The organism is Novipirellula artificiosorum, assembly GCF_007860135.1.
Taxonomy (GTDB): domain Bacteria; phylum Planctomycetota; class Planctomycetia; order Pirellulales; family Pirellulaceae; genus Novipirellula_A; species Novipirellula_A artificiosorum.
On sequence record NZ_SJPV01000003.1, the window covers coordinates 501,543 to 519,764 of the forward strand.

The 18,222-nt window shown below is 55.5% G+C and carries 7 protein-coding genes; all 7 read right to left on the reverse strand.

Features of this window, described 5'->3' with window-relative positions:
- Positions 1-21: 21 nt before the first annotated feature.
- The 7 genes from Poly41_RS11680 to Poly41_RS11710 all read right to left on the reverse strand — a co-directional run bounded on the left by Poly41_RS11680 (position 22) and on the right by Poly41_RS11710 (position 18,218).
- Entirely contained in the window at positions 22-8,229 is an 8,208-nt protein-coding gene (locus Poly41_RS11680) for a carboxypeptidase regulatory-like domain-containing protein (protein WP_146526339.1), read from the reverse strand.
- 39 nt (positions 8,230-8,268) lie between these two features.
- A complete protein-coding gene (locus tag Poly41_RS11685; RefSeq protein ID WP_146526340.1) occupies positions 8,269-8,910 on the reverse strand; it encodes a hypothetical protein in 642 nt (213 codons plus the stop codon).
- A gap of 494 nt (positions 8,911-9,404) precedes the next feature.
- Positions 9,405-12,467 (reverse strand): glycoside hydrolase family 99-like domain-containing protein, encoded by a 3,063-nt coding sequence (locus Poly41_RS11690; RefSeq protein WP_146526341.1) that lies wholly within the window; start codon positions 12,465-12,467, stop codon positions 9,405-9,407.
- Entirely contained in the window at positions 12,464-13,672 is a 1,209-nt protein-coding gene (locus tag Poly41_RS11695) for an AGE family epimerase/isomerase (RefSeq protein WP_146526342.1), read from the reverse strand. The genes Poly41_RS11690 and Poly41_RS11695 overlap by 4 nt, the downstream gene beginning before the upstream one ends.
- Positions 13,673-13,834: 162 nt before the next feature.
- Positions 13,835-16,435, reverse strand: coding sequence for a sodium:solute symporter family transporter (locus tag Poly41_RS11700; protein WP_231615607.1), 2,601 nt, complete (start codon positions 16,433-16,435; stop codon positions 13,835-13,837).
- A 47-nt stretch (positions 16,436-16,482) separates the two neighbouring features.
- A complete protein-coding gene (locus Poly41_RS11705; protein WP_146526344.1) occupies positions 16,483-17,415 on the reverse strand; it encodes a dihydrodipicolinate synthase family protein in 933 nt (310 codons plus the stop codon).
- A gap of 110 nt (positions 17,416-17,525) precedes the next feature.
- Positions 17,526-18,218 carry a transposase gene (locus Poly41_RS11710; protein ID WP_146526345.1) on the reverse strand — a complete coding sequence of 231 codons (693 nt, stop codon included), beginning with the start codon at positions 18,216-18,218 and terminating at the stop codon, positions 17,526-17,528.
- Between the last annotated feature and the right edge of the window lie 4 nt (positions 18,219-18,222).

The following is an 18,222-nucleotide window of genomic DNA, read 5'->3' on the forward strand; positions in this document are numbered from 1 at the left end:
TTACAAGAAGATCTGCAACGGCTATGCCAGCTTAGCCCATTGATTCGCGACATCGCTGGCAAGTAGCTCAATGCTCGAATCAAGCTCGGAGCTAGGCGACTGTCTGCTGTCCCGCACTAGGTCTTTCTCACTGAACTCATCGATGCAGAGTGTTATGACACCGTCCGAGAGAAGTTCGCTGGGCGAAGCGATTTTTCGGTTTGTTGTTTGATCAATCGAAGCAACATCATCTATTTGAAGAGCAACTTCCGGTTTTTCTCGCAAATGGAAACTCAGCGTATCAATTGGCGTTAGGATTTCCTCGCCACTTGGATCCATCGGAACGATAATATTTGCCAGCTCATTGATGACTCTCAATGCATCGAGTGCCGTTAGCATTCCGTCTTCTTCGACGTCCAGGTATCGGTCTTCGTACCCAGCGGGGCGCTCTAATAACAGTAACTTCGTATGAGGATCGTGAACAACGCGATCGGTCAACTCGTTGATGATCCACAATGCATCAGCGGCAGTCACCTTGCCATTGTCATCCACGTCATAGATGTTCTTGTGGTTCACCCAAGCGTTTAGAATGATTGTCGTAATCGCTTCGGCGATGAGTTGTTTCAATTCGACATGTCCGACGTTGTCTCTAGCGATCGATGCGAACGCGTAACGACTGCCGGATTCACCCGTGAATTGATGACTGGTCGCCGCAGTTTCTTCGAGCAACATTGTGAAAGGACCTTCATCTTTTGAGACGTAGAGGTTGTACGCGCCAATCCCTGAACCATTCTCGTCATCTTCGCCCGACCAAGAAACAGTGAACTCGGCAGTGCGGACTATATCGTCCAACGCAGAAACGGAACTAGTGGGCGCGACACGATCGATCGTGTGCAGCGTCTCGGGCGTCAAGATTGGTTCGTTGATATCGAACACGATCGATGCCTGATTGCGGATCTCGGTACCCGTCGGCAAATCCGGCATCGGTCGGACTCGATAGCGGAAATACCCTTCACCGTTATGGAGCTGCTTGTCATTCACGGGAAGGAAACCGGCATCGATGCTGTCAGGGGCCAACCCCGTCAGCGGGTCGAGTGAGCGAAACGTTGCCGATAAGTCTCGAGTCTCGACCTTTACATCGAGCGTCACCGCAACGAGCAAATCGATTCCATGTGGACGAAGATCAATCACCGTTTCGTAGTATGACAGTCCAGGTGGCACGTCCAAATTGAAGTTACTGAAGCCGAATCCAGTGAATTCGACATCTGCCAGATTCAGGTCTTTGTCCAGAGTATCAGTGACAAAAACCTCTTGCGCCGGCAGTGTCGCGCCAACATTCGGATCATTCTCGAATTGAATTTCATAGTTCAAGGTGCCATCTTGAATGAATCCGACCGCATCAAATGCGCTGGGGCCAATCTTGTCGTTTGGATCGTTCGCACTTCCAATGCCAACCCCATCTGAATCACGCTGGCGGGATCCGGGTGGCTTGATGGATCCCGGCTTGTCCTGCAAGCATTTGTCCAAAGCCTCGACTGCATGGCGGGAACTTACAACCGCCTTGATGTAGGCAAGTTGCGCTGCATCAAAACGATCGCCTTGTTTGGCAAGTCGAGCGAAAGCCTTGGTGGATTCCTCCCATGCCTTCTTCGATTCTTCATAAGCCTGAAGGCCTTTTACCATTCGCCCGAGCGTTCGCATGAAGGTCTCAAATGTTTTTGATCGCGTCACTTCTACATCAAGACTGCCATATTGTTCTTCTTTGAACTTGGCTTCTTCCGCAAAAAAGTCGGCGGCCTTTCCGGAAAGAAACGTGGTCAACGAATTCATGTTATTGACGACGTCCTCTAACTTGGACTCGTCATCGTTAATGAGTTTTTGTGCGTTGGTCCCCGCTGAGTGGAGAGCTTCGGCCCCCGCCAACACGTCGTCCGCGATCTTCCAGAACGCCTGCACTCCCGCCTTGGCAGCGGAAATCTTGAAATCAAGATAGAGCTGGGCAATTTTTCCGGCTGCAATCGTCACTTGGAACACCGCCGGCCCAATATCAGCAATGATCGTCGACGGACTTGTGATCACGTTGGTTACGAATTCCCAATCCGAATACCGGTTCTCCGTTGCGCGAACCAGTGCGAGCGCACGTTTTGCCTCCTCGCGACAATTGGGATTGCTGAGCTTCCCGAAAAGGTCTTCTTCCTTGATTTGATTGTCAGAGCGTCTGAGGCCTTTGAGTTTATTCAGAAGCGCAGACCACCAACCGCCCGTGTCACCAAATCCGGCTTCAGTCGCGTTGGCCGCCGACAGCGACGACTCAACCGCAAAGGTTGAGGCCGACGGCATCGACATCGATGCATGGCTCTCGAAGCCCGCAGCCGAGGACGGCTCCGGGTACGCAGAGATTACGGCGGGCGTAAGAACGAAGTCCTGCCCAACCAGCGTTGTATGCCTTGATGCAACCATCTCAATCGAGGCGGAGGGGAAGTACCCACCCGCTGAAGCTGTCAGTGAAATCGGACCTGGTGGAAGCGAATTCAGTGTGAATGTTCCATCCGAGTTGGTGGTGGCCGTACCGAGAAGGCGAGACTCTGGATCGACTGCGGAGATGTCCACGTTCGCCAATGGGAAAACCCCGTTGGTCACTTTACCCCTTATTTGAATCGTTGATGGATTGAGTTGGATGTTGTCATGCTGCTGGCCAGTCGCGACGGAAACCGATGTGATGAGAGTTTCGTGTCCATCTGCGACGATGATGGCCTCGAAATCGCCGACCGGTACATCGAATACCTCAAATTCGCCATCCGCGTCCGAAATTGTGATCCCAACGATTGACGAGTTCGTTCGGTCGATCAAGAACACGGACGCTTCGGCAATGACTTGGTTTGTCGTGGCATCACGGATTGTTCCGCGAAGACGCGTTTGGGGGCCTAACTCAAGGCTTAAAGCCGCTGGATCCTCGGCACCGACGTCAATGTCCACCGACGTCCGACCGAAATGGTCAGCGCCAGCGGTCAGTCGATAAGTCCCAGTCGTTAATCCGATAACCTGGAAATTCCCCGATGAATCGGTTGCCGCGCGGATTCGCGATGGCGCGACCAGATTAGCATCCAGCGAACGGACGACGATTCGACCACCCTGTATCGGATCTCCCGTCGCGGCATCCAGGAGGACTCCTGAAATCACGCGAGATCCGGCTTGGAAATCGATGCCATCAATATCCGTTCCTGCCGATAACTCGATGTTGGATTGAGGAATAAAGCCAAATTCCTCGGTGTTGACCTCGACTTGATAGGTGCCCGGTTGCGTCAGGAAAAATGTATAATTTCCGTCTTCATTGGAGAGCGTCGACGTCAACATCGCGCCATCGGAAACGAGGTTGACTGCTGCTCGCGCGTTCGGGGTGGAACCGTCCGCAGCCAAGACCTTGCCCGAAATGCGACCTGCTATCGATACACTGAAGTCGACGGTCGGCGAGTTGTTCTCGTCAACGGTGGTCTCGCGACTCTGAAGTCCCGGGCCGTTTATGTCCCCTAGGGCAACGGTGTAGGTTCCGAACGAAAGATCGGCTACTTCGTAGTGACCGTTGGAGTCAGTGACCGTTGTCTGCACGACTCCGGCGCTGGTTGAGCAGAAGACAGACACGCCAACTAGTGGATTGCCCGTTGCCGCCTCAACCGCGCTACCACGAATTGCACCGTAGTCTAATAGCTGTACATCGATCGACGATACCTCGCCAGCTTTCACTTGAACCGTCAACTCGTCTTGCACAAAGTTTGTCGCTACGACTGATACCGTGTACTGGCCTGTGGGCAGACCATCCAATTCAAAATTCCCTTCCGAGTCCGCCTGTGTGGTAAAGGATCGAGTAGGACTCTCGATCGAGACGAATCCATATTCCAGTGCAGATCCGTCGCGAGCAAGCGTGACGGTTCCTTTCACTCCTCCACCGGTGGTCATTGCGAAGTCGACGCCAGTGACGATTTCACCTGATCCGATCTGAATCATCTGCTCGAGTTCAGCTAGACCGTTGGTGGCAGCGATCACTGACAGGGTACCGGGTGGCACGCCGGTCAGAGTGAACTGGCCCGTATCCGAGGTAGTCGTCGTGATCGCGTTGTATTCTGTGTCGAACACCGTGACATTGACACCTTCGATCGGCCCACTGGTCCCGGTAACTGCCCCCTGGATCGATCCTCCTTTCTCGAGGATCAAGTTCCTATTGTGTTGTTGATCGCCGGCATTCAGGCGACCGGTGTTGAGCTTTGCAGTAACGAATGAATCGACGCTGACGGAAACGTCATACGTGCCCGAAGGAAGCGAGTTGAACTCATACTGACCTGCGAAGCCCGTTGTATCCGCGAAGACGTTTCCCGCTTCATCGGTCACGGTCACAAGTGCATCGGGCACCGGGATGCCGCTTGCAGCCCGCATGACGCTCCCACGGATCGATGCTGCGGTCGAGGCGACAAGACTCAAATCGGATAGGCCACCGTCCGGCACCACGACTTCACGGGGATCAGCAGCAACAAAACCATCAAATTCCACCGCGTATGTGCCGACCGGTAGATTTGGAAATAGGAACTCACCATTAGAGGCCGAAACAGTGGTGTCGCCTGCTCCCGACTCTGGATTGACGAATCGAATCGGAGTGTTGCCGAGCGGTTGTGAGGATTCGGTCGATAGCGTTCCTGATACCGAGTTGCCGACTTTCGAAAGCGCGTACGAAATCTCTGTGTCGAACACATCGATCAATGAGTAGTTGCGTCCCATCGAAGGTGTCAGGTCCGTGGCTCTTTCGGCAATTCGATGTGCATAGCTAGTCCAATCGCTTCCAAGAGATTCCTGAATGCTGGCATACAATGAGCTCCATTCACTATCAGACATTCCTGTAGGACGGATCGTCGGCCCAATGGCCTCGAAGTCAATTGAACCTCCAGGGAATTCGGCTGATCGAAGTTCGACAAGCTCGTTCCCTACGTTCACCGGGAACCCATGTAGAGCGACGCGGTTATTCGAACCGGGCGGCAGGATCCCTGCAGGTTGCGTCGAATTGACTCCGACGATCCAGGCACTTGTATTTGCACCGCAGTCGGTGCATCCTCCAACGTCTCTATCAAAGCCCAAATTGGCGAGTTCACTGGTGCGAACCTCCAGCAGCGGTGCGAGGATGTCGGTGTCGCCCCCGTTGGCATACTCGACGATGACGTCGAACTCCCTGCCCACGCGAACTCGGCTAGGCACGAAAAGATTCGTGACCAGATATCCGGGATTTCCCGTTACGATCTCGAACGCATCCTCGGAATTCGTCGACGTTCCCCCCGTTTGAACAATCTCGATGTCCGCGAAACCGGGTGTTGCCCCAGTAAGATCAAAGGTAGCGGAAAGGAGACCGCTATCGGTTCGGAACACCATTGCCGGCTCAATGTTTGTACCCGCATGATCGATAAGACGGACCGTCGAATCGAACGAGAACTGCGAACCCTCAATGCTGACAGTAACGTGGCCGGCATTGCTTCCTCTCGCGGGTGTGATGCGTGAGATGGCCAATTCCTCCAGACGAGCGGTCAATGTGAACGCCGATGTCTCGGGAACTTCGACGCCTCGGACAAGGACGTAGAACGTGCCCGGTGAGATGCTGTTGACCGCAACAACCTGACTGGCCGAATCCGGTCGAATCCCCCGAGCATCAAAGGAATAACGTGTGGGGGCATCTCCATGTTTGACGTAAAGTTCTTGCGAGACCCCTTCAACACCCGTCAACGAAATACTCACGCTTTCGCCGCTTGGTACATTCACTTTGAACAGTTTCTCGCTCCCGGAGGTGTCAAGGGTCCCACGTTCCTCAACACCCAGAGTAAGTTCCGGAATGTCCATCGCGATTGTGTTTGTTGAAGCACCCCGGTTGTTCAACAGTGCAGTTGCCTCGAACACTTCGTGTTGCCAGTTTGCACGCACCAGGAAGTAATACTCACCTGGAAAGACACTGGGCAGTTCGACCGATGCCGAAACCGAGTACTCTTCGCTGGGTTGCACGGCGGTGTCAATCGTGACTTCTCCGAGGTAGACGTCGTCCGGTGTCCAGACCGGATCGACCGAAAGATAAACCGCGTCGCGCCAGGGTCCCTGCGCGACTGCGGTGCCAACATTGCGGCCTGTCCATGTCACCGTGACCCTGTCATCGGGATTGCCAGTGGTCGGTCCTTCGACTTTAACAACCGCCAAGTCGATATCGGAAGTCGAAATTTCCTGACGTTCGATGGCCCCCATGTCCACAAACGGCATCGCGCCGCCGCCACGATTCGGCACGTTGGGATCGTCAAAACGCGGATTGCCGAAATAGTCGGCAGTCGGTGCCCCATCACTGGTCCCCGCGTCGATCACCGGCGATCCGCCGCGCAAGTTGTACTGCAAGGTTGCCGCGTTGAAGAACTTTGGATCTACGGAAAGATTGCCGTCGGTGCCGGTGAGATCTGAAATGCCTGAGTAGTTAGGAAACGGCGCGAAGTAGACGTCGTTAAAGTTCGCCACCAGACTGGAACCCTCAAACACTAAGATCCCGGCTGGTTTTTCGGTGGGACTATTGTCAAGGGGGCCGGTTATCACGTTGTTGGTCAGCGTAACGTCTCCTCCTCCCAGGCGGACCCCGTTGCGACTATGGTCGATCGTGTTGTTAGTCGCGATTACCTGGGAGGTTCCAATCACCTCCATCCCTGAGACACGGTTATGCACCAACAGACAGTTGGAGAGGTTCGCCGTTCCGTTTGTCACCAGGATCCCGTGCACGAACGACTCGCGAATAACGCTGTCTTTGATCGTTGCCTCACCGCCATTGACGAAGATCAACGCGGCCGGGCCGTCCCACCCGCGGCCACCATAACGTGCTTCAAAACCATTCAGAATGGCGTTGCCTCCGGAAGCGATTTCGATCCTTTGCCAATCCGACTGCGAGCCAGCGGTGGGTCCGGAATTGTCGCTGTCGCCGCCGGCCGAGTCATCCCAATACGACGTGAAGATCACATGTTCGTCGATCGTTCCATTGGCCTGCAACGCACCCTCGACGATCACCTTGGTCGTTCCACTCGCTTTGACAATTTGCCCCGCCGCCACATTGAGCGTAACACCCGTTGGAACGGTGATGTCCCCGGTCATGACATAGACCACTTCCGGATCATCCCAGTTCGTATCGGCAGGCAGACTGCCGCCCAGCATTTCCACTCCGTTAGTGGCATTGTTGTCGAAGGAAATATTTTCAAAATCAGGATTCGACATCAAGTCGATGCGGGCAGCATTGTACTTTTGATTCTGGAATTGGACGTTGCGGATTGTCGGATCGCTGTTGGAAACCTGTAGTCCCCGATTTCCACCAAACAGCACGCTGTTGGTTAGCGTGAGTTCGCTTCCATCGACGAACAATTGATGGCTGTTTGACCCGTATCCGCCGTAACGAAGATGCAATCCATCGAGTTCACTACCAGTGCTGGTCTCGGTCAATTTGATTTGTCCCCAGGCACCACTGAAGCCTCCGCTCGGTCCGTTTCCAGTACTGTCGCCACCGATCGAGTCGTCAACATTGGCAGTAAAAACAACCGGGGCCTCATCCGTTCCACGAGTGACCAGGGTGCCCTGGACGGTCAATGCGTCAACCACCTTTCCCCATTTGACGACTTGGCCCGCATCGATTGTCAGCGTCACGCCTTCGGGGACGGTGATCGGCGCGGACGGCAGGTACACGACGTCGGGATTATCCCAGGTTGTGTTCGCCGGAAGGGTGTCGCCAAAAAGCACGAGTGCGTTGGAACCGTTTCCAACGGCGGTGAAACCTCGAATTGTCGGATTGGACTCGAGATCCATGGTTACCGCTTCGTACTTGTGATTCTGTAGCGTGATGTTGGTGATCACCGGATCGCTATTCAGGATCTGAATTCCCCGGGCACCATTGCGGATGACCGAATTGCTCAGCGTCAACTCGCCTCCATTGACGCTCAATTGATGATAGCTGCCCCGAAAGCTGCCGCTGCGTAGCTCGACATGGTTCAGCACACTGCCTGTGCTTGTGCTTGTGAACTCGATGTCGCCCCAGTCCGCATCGCCTGGACCGCTGGGGCCATTTCCATTCGTGTCGCCCCCGATCGAGTCGTCACGGTAGGACGCGAACATGATCGGGTCGCTTGCCGTTCCCTCCGCGATCATCCGTCCGTGGACCGTGATCCCGCCTGACCTCATCTTGATGATTTGACCTGCTCCGATGGTCAAGGTCGTATTCTCAGGAACAGTCACTTCGGAATAGAGCGACTAGACAATCGCAGGGTCGTCCCAGGTTGTGTCTCCGGGCAATTCACCGCCGGTCAGCCCAGCGCCATTGAGGCCATTTGACTCCGTCGTGACCGCGGAAAAGTCTGGGTTCGACGCCAGGTCCATGACAAAGGCTTCTCGCACATGCCCTTCGACATGAACATTCGAGATGATCGGATTTGCGCCGGTGATTCGCATCCCCGTGTCACCGTTTAGCAATCGGCTGTCGGTCAATGTCAGTTCCGCCTGATCGACCACAATCTGTCCTTCGCGACCATACCCCCCGTACCGTGATTCGACAAACTGCATCATGTTGCCGGTGCTGCCAGGCATGAAGTGAATCGGTTCCCAATAGCCTGGATATCCTCCAGCGGTACCGCCGGGTTCCACATCATCGGGTGTACCTAATTCACCATCGAATCCGGTATCGTCAACGTCGGCAGTAAACAGAATTCTGTCCGATTCGGTGCCGATCGCAATCAGGGTTCCCTGCACGGACAGACCGTTATAGAACTGCACGATCGTGCCTGGTTCGATCGTCAGCGTGACCCCATCTAGGACGGTGATGTCCTCAGCGACGAGGTGAACCTCATCGTTGTCCCAGGTCGTATCGGCAGCAATGTCGGCGGACCAGGTTGCCAAGACTCGACGATCCTCAAGCTGCTCCATTAGCAAATGGCGCGAATTGAGCTTTCGCCGTTGAACTAATCGTGTTCGATGAAGCAAAGATATCGAACGATTTTTTCCCCAGAGTGATCGACCCTTCATCTTCTGTCCCCCCCCCAAAAAAAGATCACCGTGCGAAGAACATCATCACGTTCCGTGCGTTATGGCACTCTGTCGATCTTCCGTGTGACAGATACGCACGATCGTGATGATGACGCGGGCGAACAATCAACCACGAAACAGGATCGTTCTTGATCCTAGCCTGTTCGTGTAATCGTCGAGAACGCCAGTGAGAAAGTGCGTGCAACTCCTATGCCTGCATCGCCCATTGACTCGCCACGTCCGCAGCGAAGAGCTTAATACTTGCATCGATTTCGGAGCACGAGCGCGGAACCCTATCGAGATGGAAGTGGTCGATACGTTGGTCGACCGCCTGATCGTGGACCGGCAGCATCCAGTAAACGTTGCTTCTACATTGAGAAATCCAGGATCTGTTTCACGGGGCCGACCGTCACGACGATTCGGTCGCTGCCGAACGCTCCGTTCAGATAGGGACTTTGATAGGTCATCGGAGGACGCAGGTTGATGGGCTCTCCGTCGATTCGTGGCAATCGGAATCGCTCGAGGTGATCGCCATCGAACAGTGAACTTTCGACGTATTTTTCCGAGGCTCGAAAACAATACTCCACCTTGTCCTTGGTCACGACAAGGCGGTTGGCGAGCAGGTCGGCACGGAATTCTTCAAAGGATCCGTGAGTCGTGATGTCACCGGCATGAAACAGGATGCGTGACTTGTCGGTGGATCCGTTGAAGTTAATGGGTGCCGCCTCCACATTCGCTTCGTCCCAACCGTAATCGCCGTCCAGAAACTTCACGCCCACAAATGCCTTTCCGTTGTTGGCAAAGATCCAGCCGTCTTGTTCCCTCTTTTCTAAGTTCTGGCCCTGGAAACGGATCTTGATTTTACCCGTGCTGTAGGACCCTATGCGATGGGCAGTCTCAGGTGCGATGCGTTGAATCAAAAGGACATTCTCATGCTGGACGCTCCAATGCGAGTGCTGCGGGCGGCCGCCGCGCGTTTTTTCAATGACCGGATAGACGGCGCTGACTTCATCGTTTGCGGGGTCCTCAAAGAGGATCCCACACCACCGTTTCTGTCGGGATATCCCGCCGTATTTCAGCGTTGGCTTACCGGCTTTCGGGTTTGGCATGCTCAGCGCCGGGTTCTGCAGGGTACTGCCCATCAGGTAATGCGGTGTCCGATGGGCGTAATTCACTAATGCCGAGTCTGCACAGTACCGAGTGCCTTCGCCCTCGTCGGCACCACCCGGTGCAAGTTCACCGAGTACACGGTTTGTGATTTGAAAACTCGACCGAGCAGGAAGCTCGACCTTACGCAACAGGATCGCCGCCGCGGGCAATTGGTAGCGGCACGACTCCAGCGCCTTTGAATGACTCGATTCGGCGTGAGCGCCATCGGGCGCATAGAGAAGATTCTTGTAGGATTCAAAATTGTTCTCACCGTAGCTGGCTCGGCTGCGACCCCCGCCGCGACGGCCCTGAACGGAGATCTGTGCTTCTTCGATGAAAGCGAGGTCTAGCAGCATGCCGAACCGTTTTCTGACGACGGGATCTGGCGCGAGTTCATGCAGGTTCATGAGAGCCGGCCAGGAGTACTTCTGGTAGGTGTCCGACCCGACTTCGAACCACAAACCTGCTATTGCCCGTTGGCGCGGCCACTCACGGAAGAACGCCTCGTACGCAGCGGCATGTTCCGCTGCGTTGTGGCCGTCGTCGAAAAGTCGGTCGCCGAAGAGCGGGTCGTCCTTTAAGATCGAAGCGACAAGGTAATCGTTGGGACGCCGTGTCAGGTCGTGGTTCTCGGTGCCGCGCAGGACGAATAGGTTTTCCAGAGACGCGTCCGCTACTTTGCTATCGGCCTTGGCCCAGAACCAGAGGGCCTCTTTCATTGTGGCTTCCGTCTCGGGGTGAAGGCGGCCGGGATAATGCACACTCTTGGCGTGGAATAGGCAGAGGATTCTGACATAGTCGGTCAGGGCGAAGTAGGCCCAGGGTGTTTCCTTAGCCTGTTCCGGAGTAAACGCCGATGTCGCCACATTTTGGCGTTTCAGATTGACGTAATCTGTTGCCCGTTTCAACAGTCGTTCATTGGCATCGTCTACCTTCTCGTTTAGCGACAAAGCGGCGAGGGCCCACATCGTGTCGCCCCAGGCACCCTGCGGCCAGCAGGAATCCTTGGCGATCGTTTTGCGCAGTGCGTGCTCACGAACCTGGAGTGATGCCTCGTGCGTGTCAGCCACCACCGTCTGCAGATGGGAAGGCAGGGCGTCGGGGTCAGGAGAAACGCTTCGCCAAGTCTGGTTGGCCAAGCGTTGGCTATCACTCTCCCCTCGTTGCTCCAGCGGGGCAGGCGGCACGTGGAACGCCTTTTCTTTCCACTCTGCCAGGATGCGCAGGTAGTGATAGGGGTCAGGCCAGTTGCTCGATGGCTCGACGACCGTGGTCTCGGGCCACTCGTTCCAACTGGTCACCATCAGGAAGTCGGCACCCGCATCGCTGGCGGCTCTTAGATAGTTTCGCAACGTCTGTCCGTCGAGGCGGGGCATGACGTAGGGATCCTCTCGAAACCGAGAATTGTTGTGACCTGGGTGGACGGGAAGCAGCATTTTCTTACCGGCATCATGGGCCTGATCCGTCAAGTACTTGTACTTACCCGCGAGATCTTCGTAGCGGTGCGCGCGGAAATGACTGAAGGTGCTGTAGAATCCAAACGCATCGATCCCCGGCGTTGCCAGCCAGTCGGCGGGGATGTGCTTCTCTTTGTCCGCATCGCCGGCACGCTGGGCGGCGTGTTGATGGGCAATCTTGTCGACGATCCAGTAGACCGGACCCACCCGACTTTCGACGTGTCGCTTCAAATCGACAAACTTCTCGGGCGTGAGCGTCGCCGTTGATGCTACTTGGTAGAGATAGTAAACCGGTCTGCCATCGATCCTCAGGTAGGCGGGGCTGTCCTTGTAACGCGTCAGTGTCTCGACGGCCGCTTGTTTGTACCACTCCCAATCGGAGTGAAACTGAGAGCGTTCGTCGAGCAGCGCAAACTTAAACGAATGCTTCTCGGCGGCGACGAGTATCCCCTCATCAATGTTCTTGTCCCGATCGAGATGTCGCCCCCACCAATCGACGAGGAACGCGTCGATGCCGGCCGCCTGCGCGAGTCGAACGTGCCACTCGGCTACCTCTGGGTCGGCGCTGTCGTAGAGCCCAACCAGCGGATAGGCGGCCGAGGATCGTGGCGGCAGGCCGGGACGCTGCTCGGCGAGCGCCCTCGAGTTCTGTTCCGACTCCTTTCGCGTCCACCCGGCCCAAGGGTGGTCGGGATGACTGCCATTGTGGTACCAGGCGTAGTAGTTGGCGAAGAGTAGTGGCTTAGGCTCTTCTTCAACAGCGGAAACCGCCGCCGAGAGGCTGCAAAGCACCCACAAGGTGAACGTCGAGGCGAGTCTCATCATTGGGCTCCGGGCCTGGGTGAGTACGGGGTGATGCTTTCGGAAGCTGCCAGTAGCTGCCAACAAGTCAGTTGCATGCGTGGCAAGTGAAAGGGACCTTTCCAGACGTTGCCTTTCAATTGGGAACTGATGCGGCCGTCCCGGTGAAGGTAGCCGAACCACTCGCCGTGCTCTGCGTCAGGGAAATGTGCGTAGGTCCAGTCGTGGATCCTTCTGTGCCAGTCCGCGTACTTGGAATCACCGGTGAGTTCATGGGCAAGCAGTGTGGCAATGATGGTCTCGTTTTGTGGCCACCAGAACTTCATGTCGTGCCAGTATTCCTGAACCGGCAGGCCGTATACATCGACAAAGTACAGGATGCCTCCATACTCCGTGTCCCAGCCTCGCTGCCACATCCAATCGAGCATCTGGCAGCCGGTTTGGATAAGTCGATCGTCACCTCGAAGTTTCCCTTCCCGCATGATGAACCATGCGCCTTCGATCGCGTGACCGGGGTTGAGCATGCGGCCGTCGAAGTGGTTGATGATGTCGCCGTTTGGGCTCACCGTCTCCATTACGCATTGAATGTCTTCCTTGATGTGGAAGCGGCGGATGTCGTCGATACTGCGGTCGATCCATCTGTTGGCGTCGGCTAGGCCGATCGACTCGCGAAGCTCTTGCGCGGTGGCGATGGTGATCATCGGGAAACCGATCCCTCGTGTTGGCCTTGTCGATGTGAATTTTGGAACAACGCCCTGAGGATCAAGATTGTGATCGATAAATCGTTGAAACGTTCGCCTTGCCTTGACAGCGTAATGTTCGTCACCGGTTGCTTTGAAGAGTTCGCCGTAGGCAATGGATGCGAAGCTTTCCGAAAACGCATAGCGGCGTTTGCGAATGGGTTTTCCTTCTTTCGTGACGTGGAACCACATGCGGTCATCGGATGGATCGAAACAGCATTCATCAAGGAATCGAGCACCGTGCTTGGCTAGATCCAGCCATTCATCACGTTGCTCGACGTTGTTGTAGAGCTCACCCAGCAGCCAAGTGAATCGGCCTTGTTGCCAGACGCCTTTGTCGGTGTCGATCACAGCGCCGTCACGATCCAGTGACATCATGAAGCCACCATCTTCGCGATCCAAACCGTGCTTGATCCAAAATGGCAGCGTGTCGTGCAGCAGCCCATCACGATAGGTGGCCCGTAATTCGTTTCGGCGGTTGTCGTCCATTGAAGTCATTGGTGTCGTCGTGCAGGCTGGCCGTTTTGCAATGAGAGGTGACAATTCATACTCTGACAGCCTGAGCTACATCAGCTATCACTGATTTTCTTGTTCTCGGAACATGATTCTAGCGACCAACGGGAGCGGGCGGGCACCACTCCGAGCGGTAGCTCACTTCGCTGCGGCCGTGCCGCCCTCAGGTTTCTGCAAAGTGTGAAGGGTCAGCCCTGTAAGGTCGCGGTTTGGCTTTGGAGTGGCCAGGCTCGTTAGATAGCCGACGACGAAACAGGTGGTGATTCCACACGACGTGTACAGGTATCCGTTGATTGCGGTGAACTTCCAGAGGCTGAACATCACGGTTGCACCCACCAATGCGCCGACCATGGCTCCGGTGGAATTGGCGCGTGTCGTCGTGCCGCCCAAGACGAAGAGCCCGCCGAGCACTCCCATGAACAACCCGATCACGACCAAAAAGGTATCGAACAGCGATTTGATGTCGGGATTGACGAATACCAACCCCAGCAGCGTTCCAATCACGCCCATTAAAAACGTCAGGCCGCGAGCCGCGCTGAGATAACTGCCGTCGGAGTTGCAGAGGTCAAAGGGGCGAAGGAAGTCGGTCACCAAGGCCGTTGCGGTGGAATTCATGCTTGTCGAAACGGTCGATTGTGCGGCTGCAAAGACGCCTGCAACAATCAGCCCCGCCAAGCCAATGGGCATTTCATGTGCAATGAAGTAGGGAAACACCTGATCGGTGGTGATCGTGGGGTCGAGTCGGTCGGGGTTCGACTGATAGAACGCAAACAGCGCCGTGCCGATTCCGAAAAACAGCAACGTCGCGGGTACCGTCAGCACGGCGTTTGTCCAGATGGAACGAGCCGCCATTCTCTGATCGGCGGTTGTCATATAGCGTTGCACGACCGCTTGATCGGCTGTGTAGGACGAAAGGTTCTGGCCAATCGCGCCGACGACGATCACCCACAATGCGATTTGCGCACTGGTTGGACTCAGATGATGGTTTGCGATCTGGAACTTGTCGGACGCGTTCGCTGCGGACACAAACCCGCTTGCACCGCCGTCCGTCCCCATCACGAGTAAGACAAACGCAACGACGGCTCCGCCAAGTAGCACGAACGTCTGAATCGTGTCGGTCCAGATCACCGCCTCGACACCGCCCATCGTGCAGTACAAGATGCTTAGAACGCCCATCAGTAGAACCGATTGACTCGGTGTCAGCGGCGTCGCGACCGACAACGCTAATCCGGTAAGCGACATGACGACCGCCATGCGGAAGAGATGAAATAGCGTGAAGCTGGCACTTCCGAACAGCCTTACCGGTCGACTAAATCGTTTCTCCAGATACTCATACGCACTGGTGGCGTCGATGCGGCGAAAGAACGGCATGGCGACGTAAACCGCGATGATGGCAACCAGCGGAATCGTGAAGTTGCCGATGGAGTACACCCAATCCTGTGCATACGCTTTTGACGGAATGCCAGTGAAGGTCAGCGAACTGAGCATCGTTGCGAAGATGCTGCACCCGGCCGCCCACCAGGGCAGGTGACCGCCACCGCGAAAGTAGTCGTCGGTATTCTTATTCTTTCTTGCCACGTAAGCTCCGACGCCGACCATCGACAGCAGGTAGGCGAACAACACGACATAGTTGACCTTCCCAAAATCTCGTTCTGCTCGATTGACCAAAACGCGGTACACGTTCGGCGTGCGGACGCGCGGCCGGACTTCGCCGGTCGGGACGATGATGTCGTCACCCCACTGCACAGCGGTGGTCGTAACGTGGTTGGCGGGAATCGCGCCAGCTGCAGCCCAAGTGTCGGTGATGGTGTGGTAGGCGAGCGATTCTTTGACAAAGCCCGGATGGTTGTCCTTCAGTTCGTCGCTTTGGAAGAACCGTTCTTCCGTCGCCCCGCCGAGCACAAAGACGTGACTTTGGCCGAACTTGATACTCGTACCCGCCATCACGCATCGCGGAGCGTCGCTTCGTTGTCGCCATTGGCCCGTATTCGGATTGAACTCCCAGACGTCACGCAGAAACTCGAAGCTGGATTGCTCCACCGCCGGCCCCTCCTGGCGCCTGCCACTGATGACGTACACGCAGTCGTTGTACCCATTGTGCTGGCTGACGGTCAGGTTCAACGCCCGCGTCGGTCCCGGCCAAGTCGGCAACTCCTTCCAGACGAATTCACGTTTGCTTGCCATTTGCGAGAGGTCAAGGGACCAAAAATTCGTCATCGCTGTTTCGAGTGACGGACCGCTTTGACCGCCTGCCACATAGATCACATCACCGATCATCGTCGCGGCTGAAAACGCGCACGGCGATGGCAACGAAGGATACTCTGTCGTCATGATTCGCTCGGACTCGGCATCCCAACTGAGCATGAACACGTCATCACAGGTTTCCTGGGAGTCGTTCCCACCGATGCAAACCACACCGTCATTGGTCGAGACGGAGGCCCCATAAGCGACCGCACGGCCGAGCGTGCCGCCATCTTTCCATGCGTAGCCGTCCCCACTTCTTGTGAGGACAAAGACACGATCATGCCAAACTTTTTCGTTGTCCCAGACCGGCTTGGGGAAGTTCGCTCCGCCAGCGACGATCAAGGCGTCGTTGTGAACACCGACAAACGGACCGGCAAAACCAAGCTCATCCGGTACTGGCGGAAGCTCGCTCCATGACAGCAATTCTTGAGCCGTCGCGATTGGCGACGAGATGACGGCTGTCAGCAGCAACAAGATAGGCACAAAACGTTTCATGGTCTTTTCGATCGTAGCGCAGGCTGCCAGCCTGCAAGTCGTTGTGGTCATTCGGCCAGTGGCAGGTTGGCGGCCTGAAGTTCGTTGAACCCAATCGCTTCCAAATCAGCCCGCAACGACTTTGTTTCCGCCATGGACAAACGTCCTTGTGGCAATCGACATCCACCGACGCTCAATCCACGCATTTCAAGAATGGCCTTCATCGCTGGATGAAACGGATACCGGCCGATTGCCCGAATCATCTCGATCGATCGTGATTGCCAATGCCTCGCTCGCTCGATATCGCCTTGATTGAATGCTTCGATGATTCGGCGGTACAGAGGTGCCGCGATGTTGTACGTGCTGCCAATGCCCGCGCGAGCCCCTGTCGCGAGCGCTCCCAGCAACATTTCGTCACATCCCCAAACCACATCGAAACGCCCATCCTGGAGTTCAAGGCAATGCTGAAACTCGAACAGTTTGGTATCGGTGTATTTCAAGCCGGCTAAGTTTGGGATTCGCTCGCCCCCCTTCAACAGGAACTCGCCCATATCAATCGCCGATCCCGTCAATGCGGGAATGTGATAGTAGTAAAACGGCAGGTCGGGTGCGCCTCCCGCGACTTCGGCCATCGTCTCAACAAGCATCGCCACGTCAGCAACTTTAAAGTAGGACGGACAGGTTGCCGAGATCACGTCCGCACCAATTGCCTGAGCGTGTTCGGCAAGCTGACACGCCTCATGCACACTGTTGTGCCCCACTTGCACAATCACGGGGATATGTTTCGCTGTCGCTTCCACGTACGCACTTGCCACGGCTCGGCGCTCATCACTCGTTAGCGACATTCCTTCGCCCGTGCTTCCGCAGACGTACAGACCCGAGACTCCTTGGGAAAGCAAATAGTCGACCATCTGTGGGATGGCGCTAAGGTTTACGTCACCCCCATCATTAAGTGGCGTATAGGTTGCTGCGATGAGTCCGCTTAAAGTGGTTGTCGTCATCGGAGTCCTTGAATTGCGAGTGAATTCAGCATGTGATGGGTTGGTCTCAAGTTGTAGACGAGTATCGTAGTGCAGGCTGCCAGCCTGCAATCACAGGCTGGCAGCCTGTGCTACGGAAGCCATGCCGATGTGTCGCCATCGAGCAGCAATCGGTCGTGACATGAACTCCAATACCAGTCCTGGTGACGAGTCACCAAGCCGGCACTCACGGGATTGCCGCGAATGTAAAACACAATCCGTTCCAATTCCTCGTCATCTCGGACCCAATGATCGTAGGATTCCGGTTGCCAGAACGTGCCGGTACGTTTCATCACTTTGTTGGCTTGATTTGCTGTATAGCTTTTCAGACTGTGCATGATTCTCGACAAGGGGCTGCCGGCGTCGGGAGTCTCCCCGACCGTGTGTTCTTCTTCATTAGAATGCTTCACTAATTCGAGCGGACACGGCGTGAACAAGACGTGGACGTGGTTAGGCATAATACAGTAGGCGTGAAGATGGTATTTGCTGCTATCGTGATGGTACAGATTTTGTCGCAGTATCGAAGCGATTCGGGGATCTCGTAGCCAGTCGATATCCGACATCTGATCCAGATGTTTTTCGTATGCAGCGAACAGGAGTTTGTTAACGTACCCGCGGTATCCGTCGTCGGGGCAATCCGGTGGCCTAGCGAGGAGTTGCTGTTTACGTTCTCTCAATTCCTTAATCACGGAGATCGGAAGCGTGCCCGCAATTCGATAGGTAACGAAATAAGCCGCACCGGAGACATACCAATGCGGCAACGCTCGCTTGTGAATGATCTCCATGGTT

Bases quoted from the DNA above. Each gene is read 5' to 3' on its own strand.
- Poly41_RS11690 (WP_146526341.1), bottom strand. From the start codon at position 12,467: ATGATGAGACTCGCCTCGACGTTCACCTTGTGGGTGCTTTGCAGCCTC.
- Poly41_RS11695 (WP_146526342.1), bottom strand. From the start codon at position 13,672: ATGGACGACAACCGCCGAAACGAATTACGGGCCACCTATCGTGATGGG.
- Poly41_RS11700 (WP_231615607.1), bottom strand. From the start codon at position 16,435: ATGAAACGTTTTGTGCCTATCTTGTTGCTGCTGACAGCCGTCATCTCG.
- Poly41_RS11705 (WP_146526344.1), bottom strand. From the start codon at position 17,415: ATGACGACAACCACTTTAAGCGGACTCATCGCAGCAACCTATACGCCA.
- Poly41_RS11710 (WP_146526345.1), bottom strand. From the start codon at position 18,218: ATGGAGATCATTCACAAGCGAGCGTTGCCGCATTGGTATGTCTCCGGT.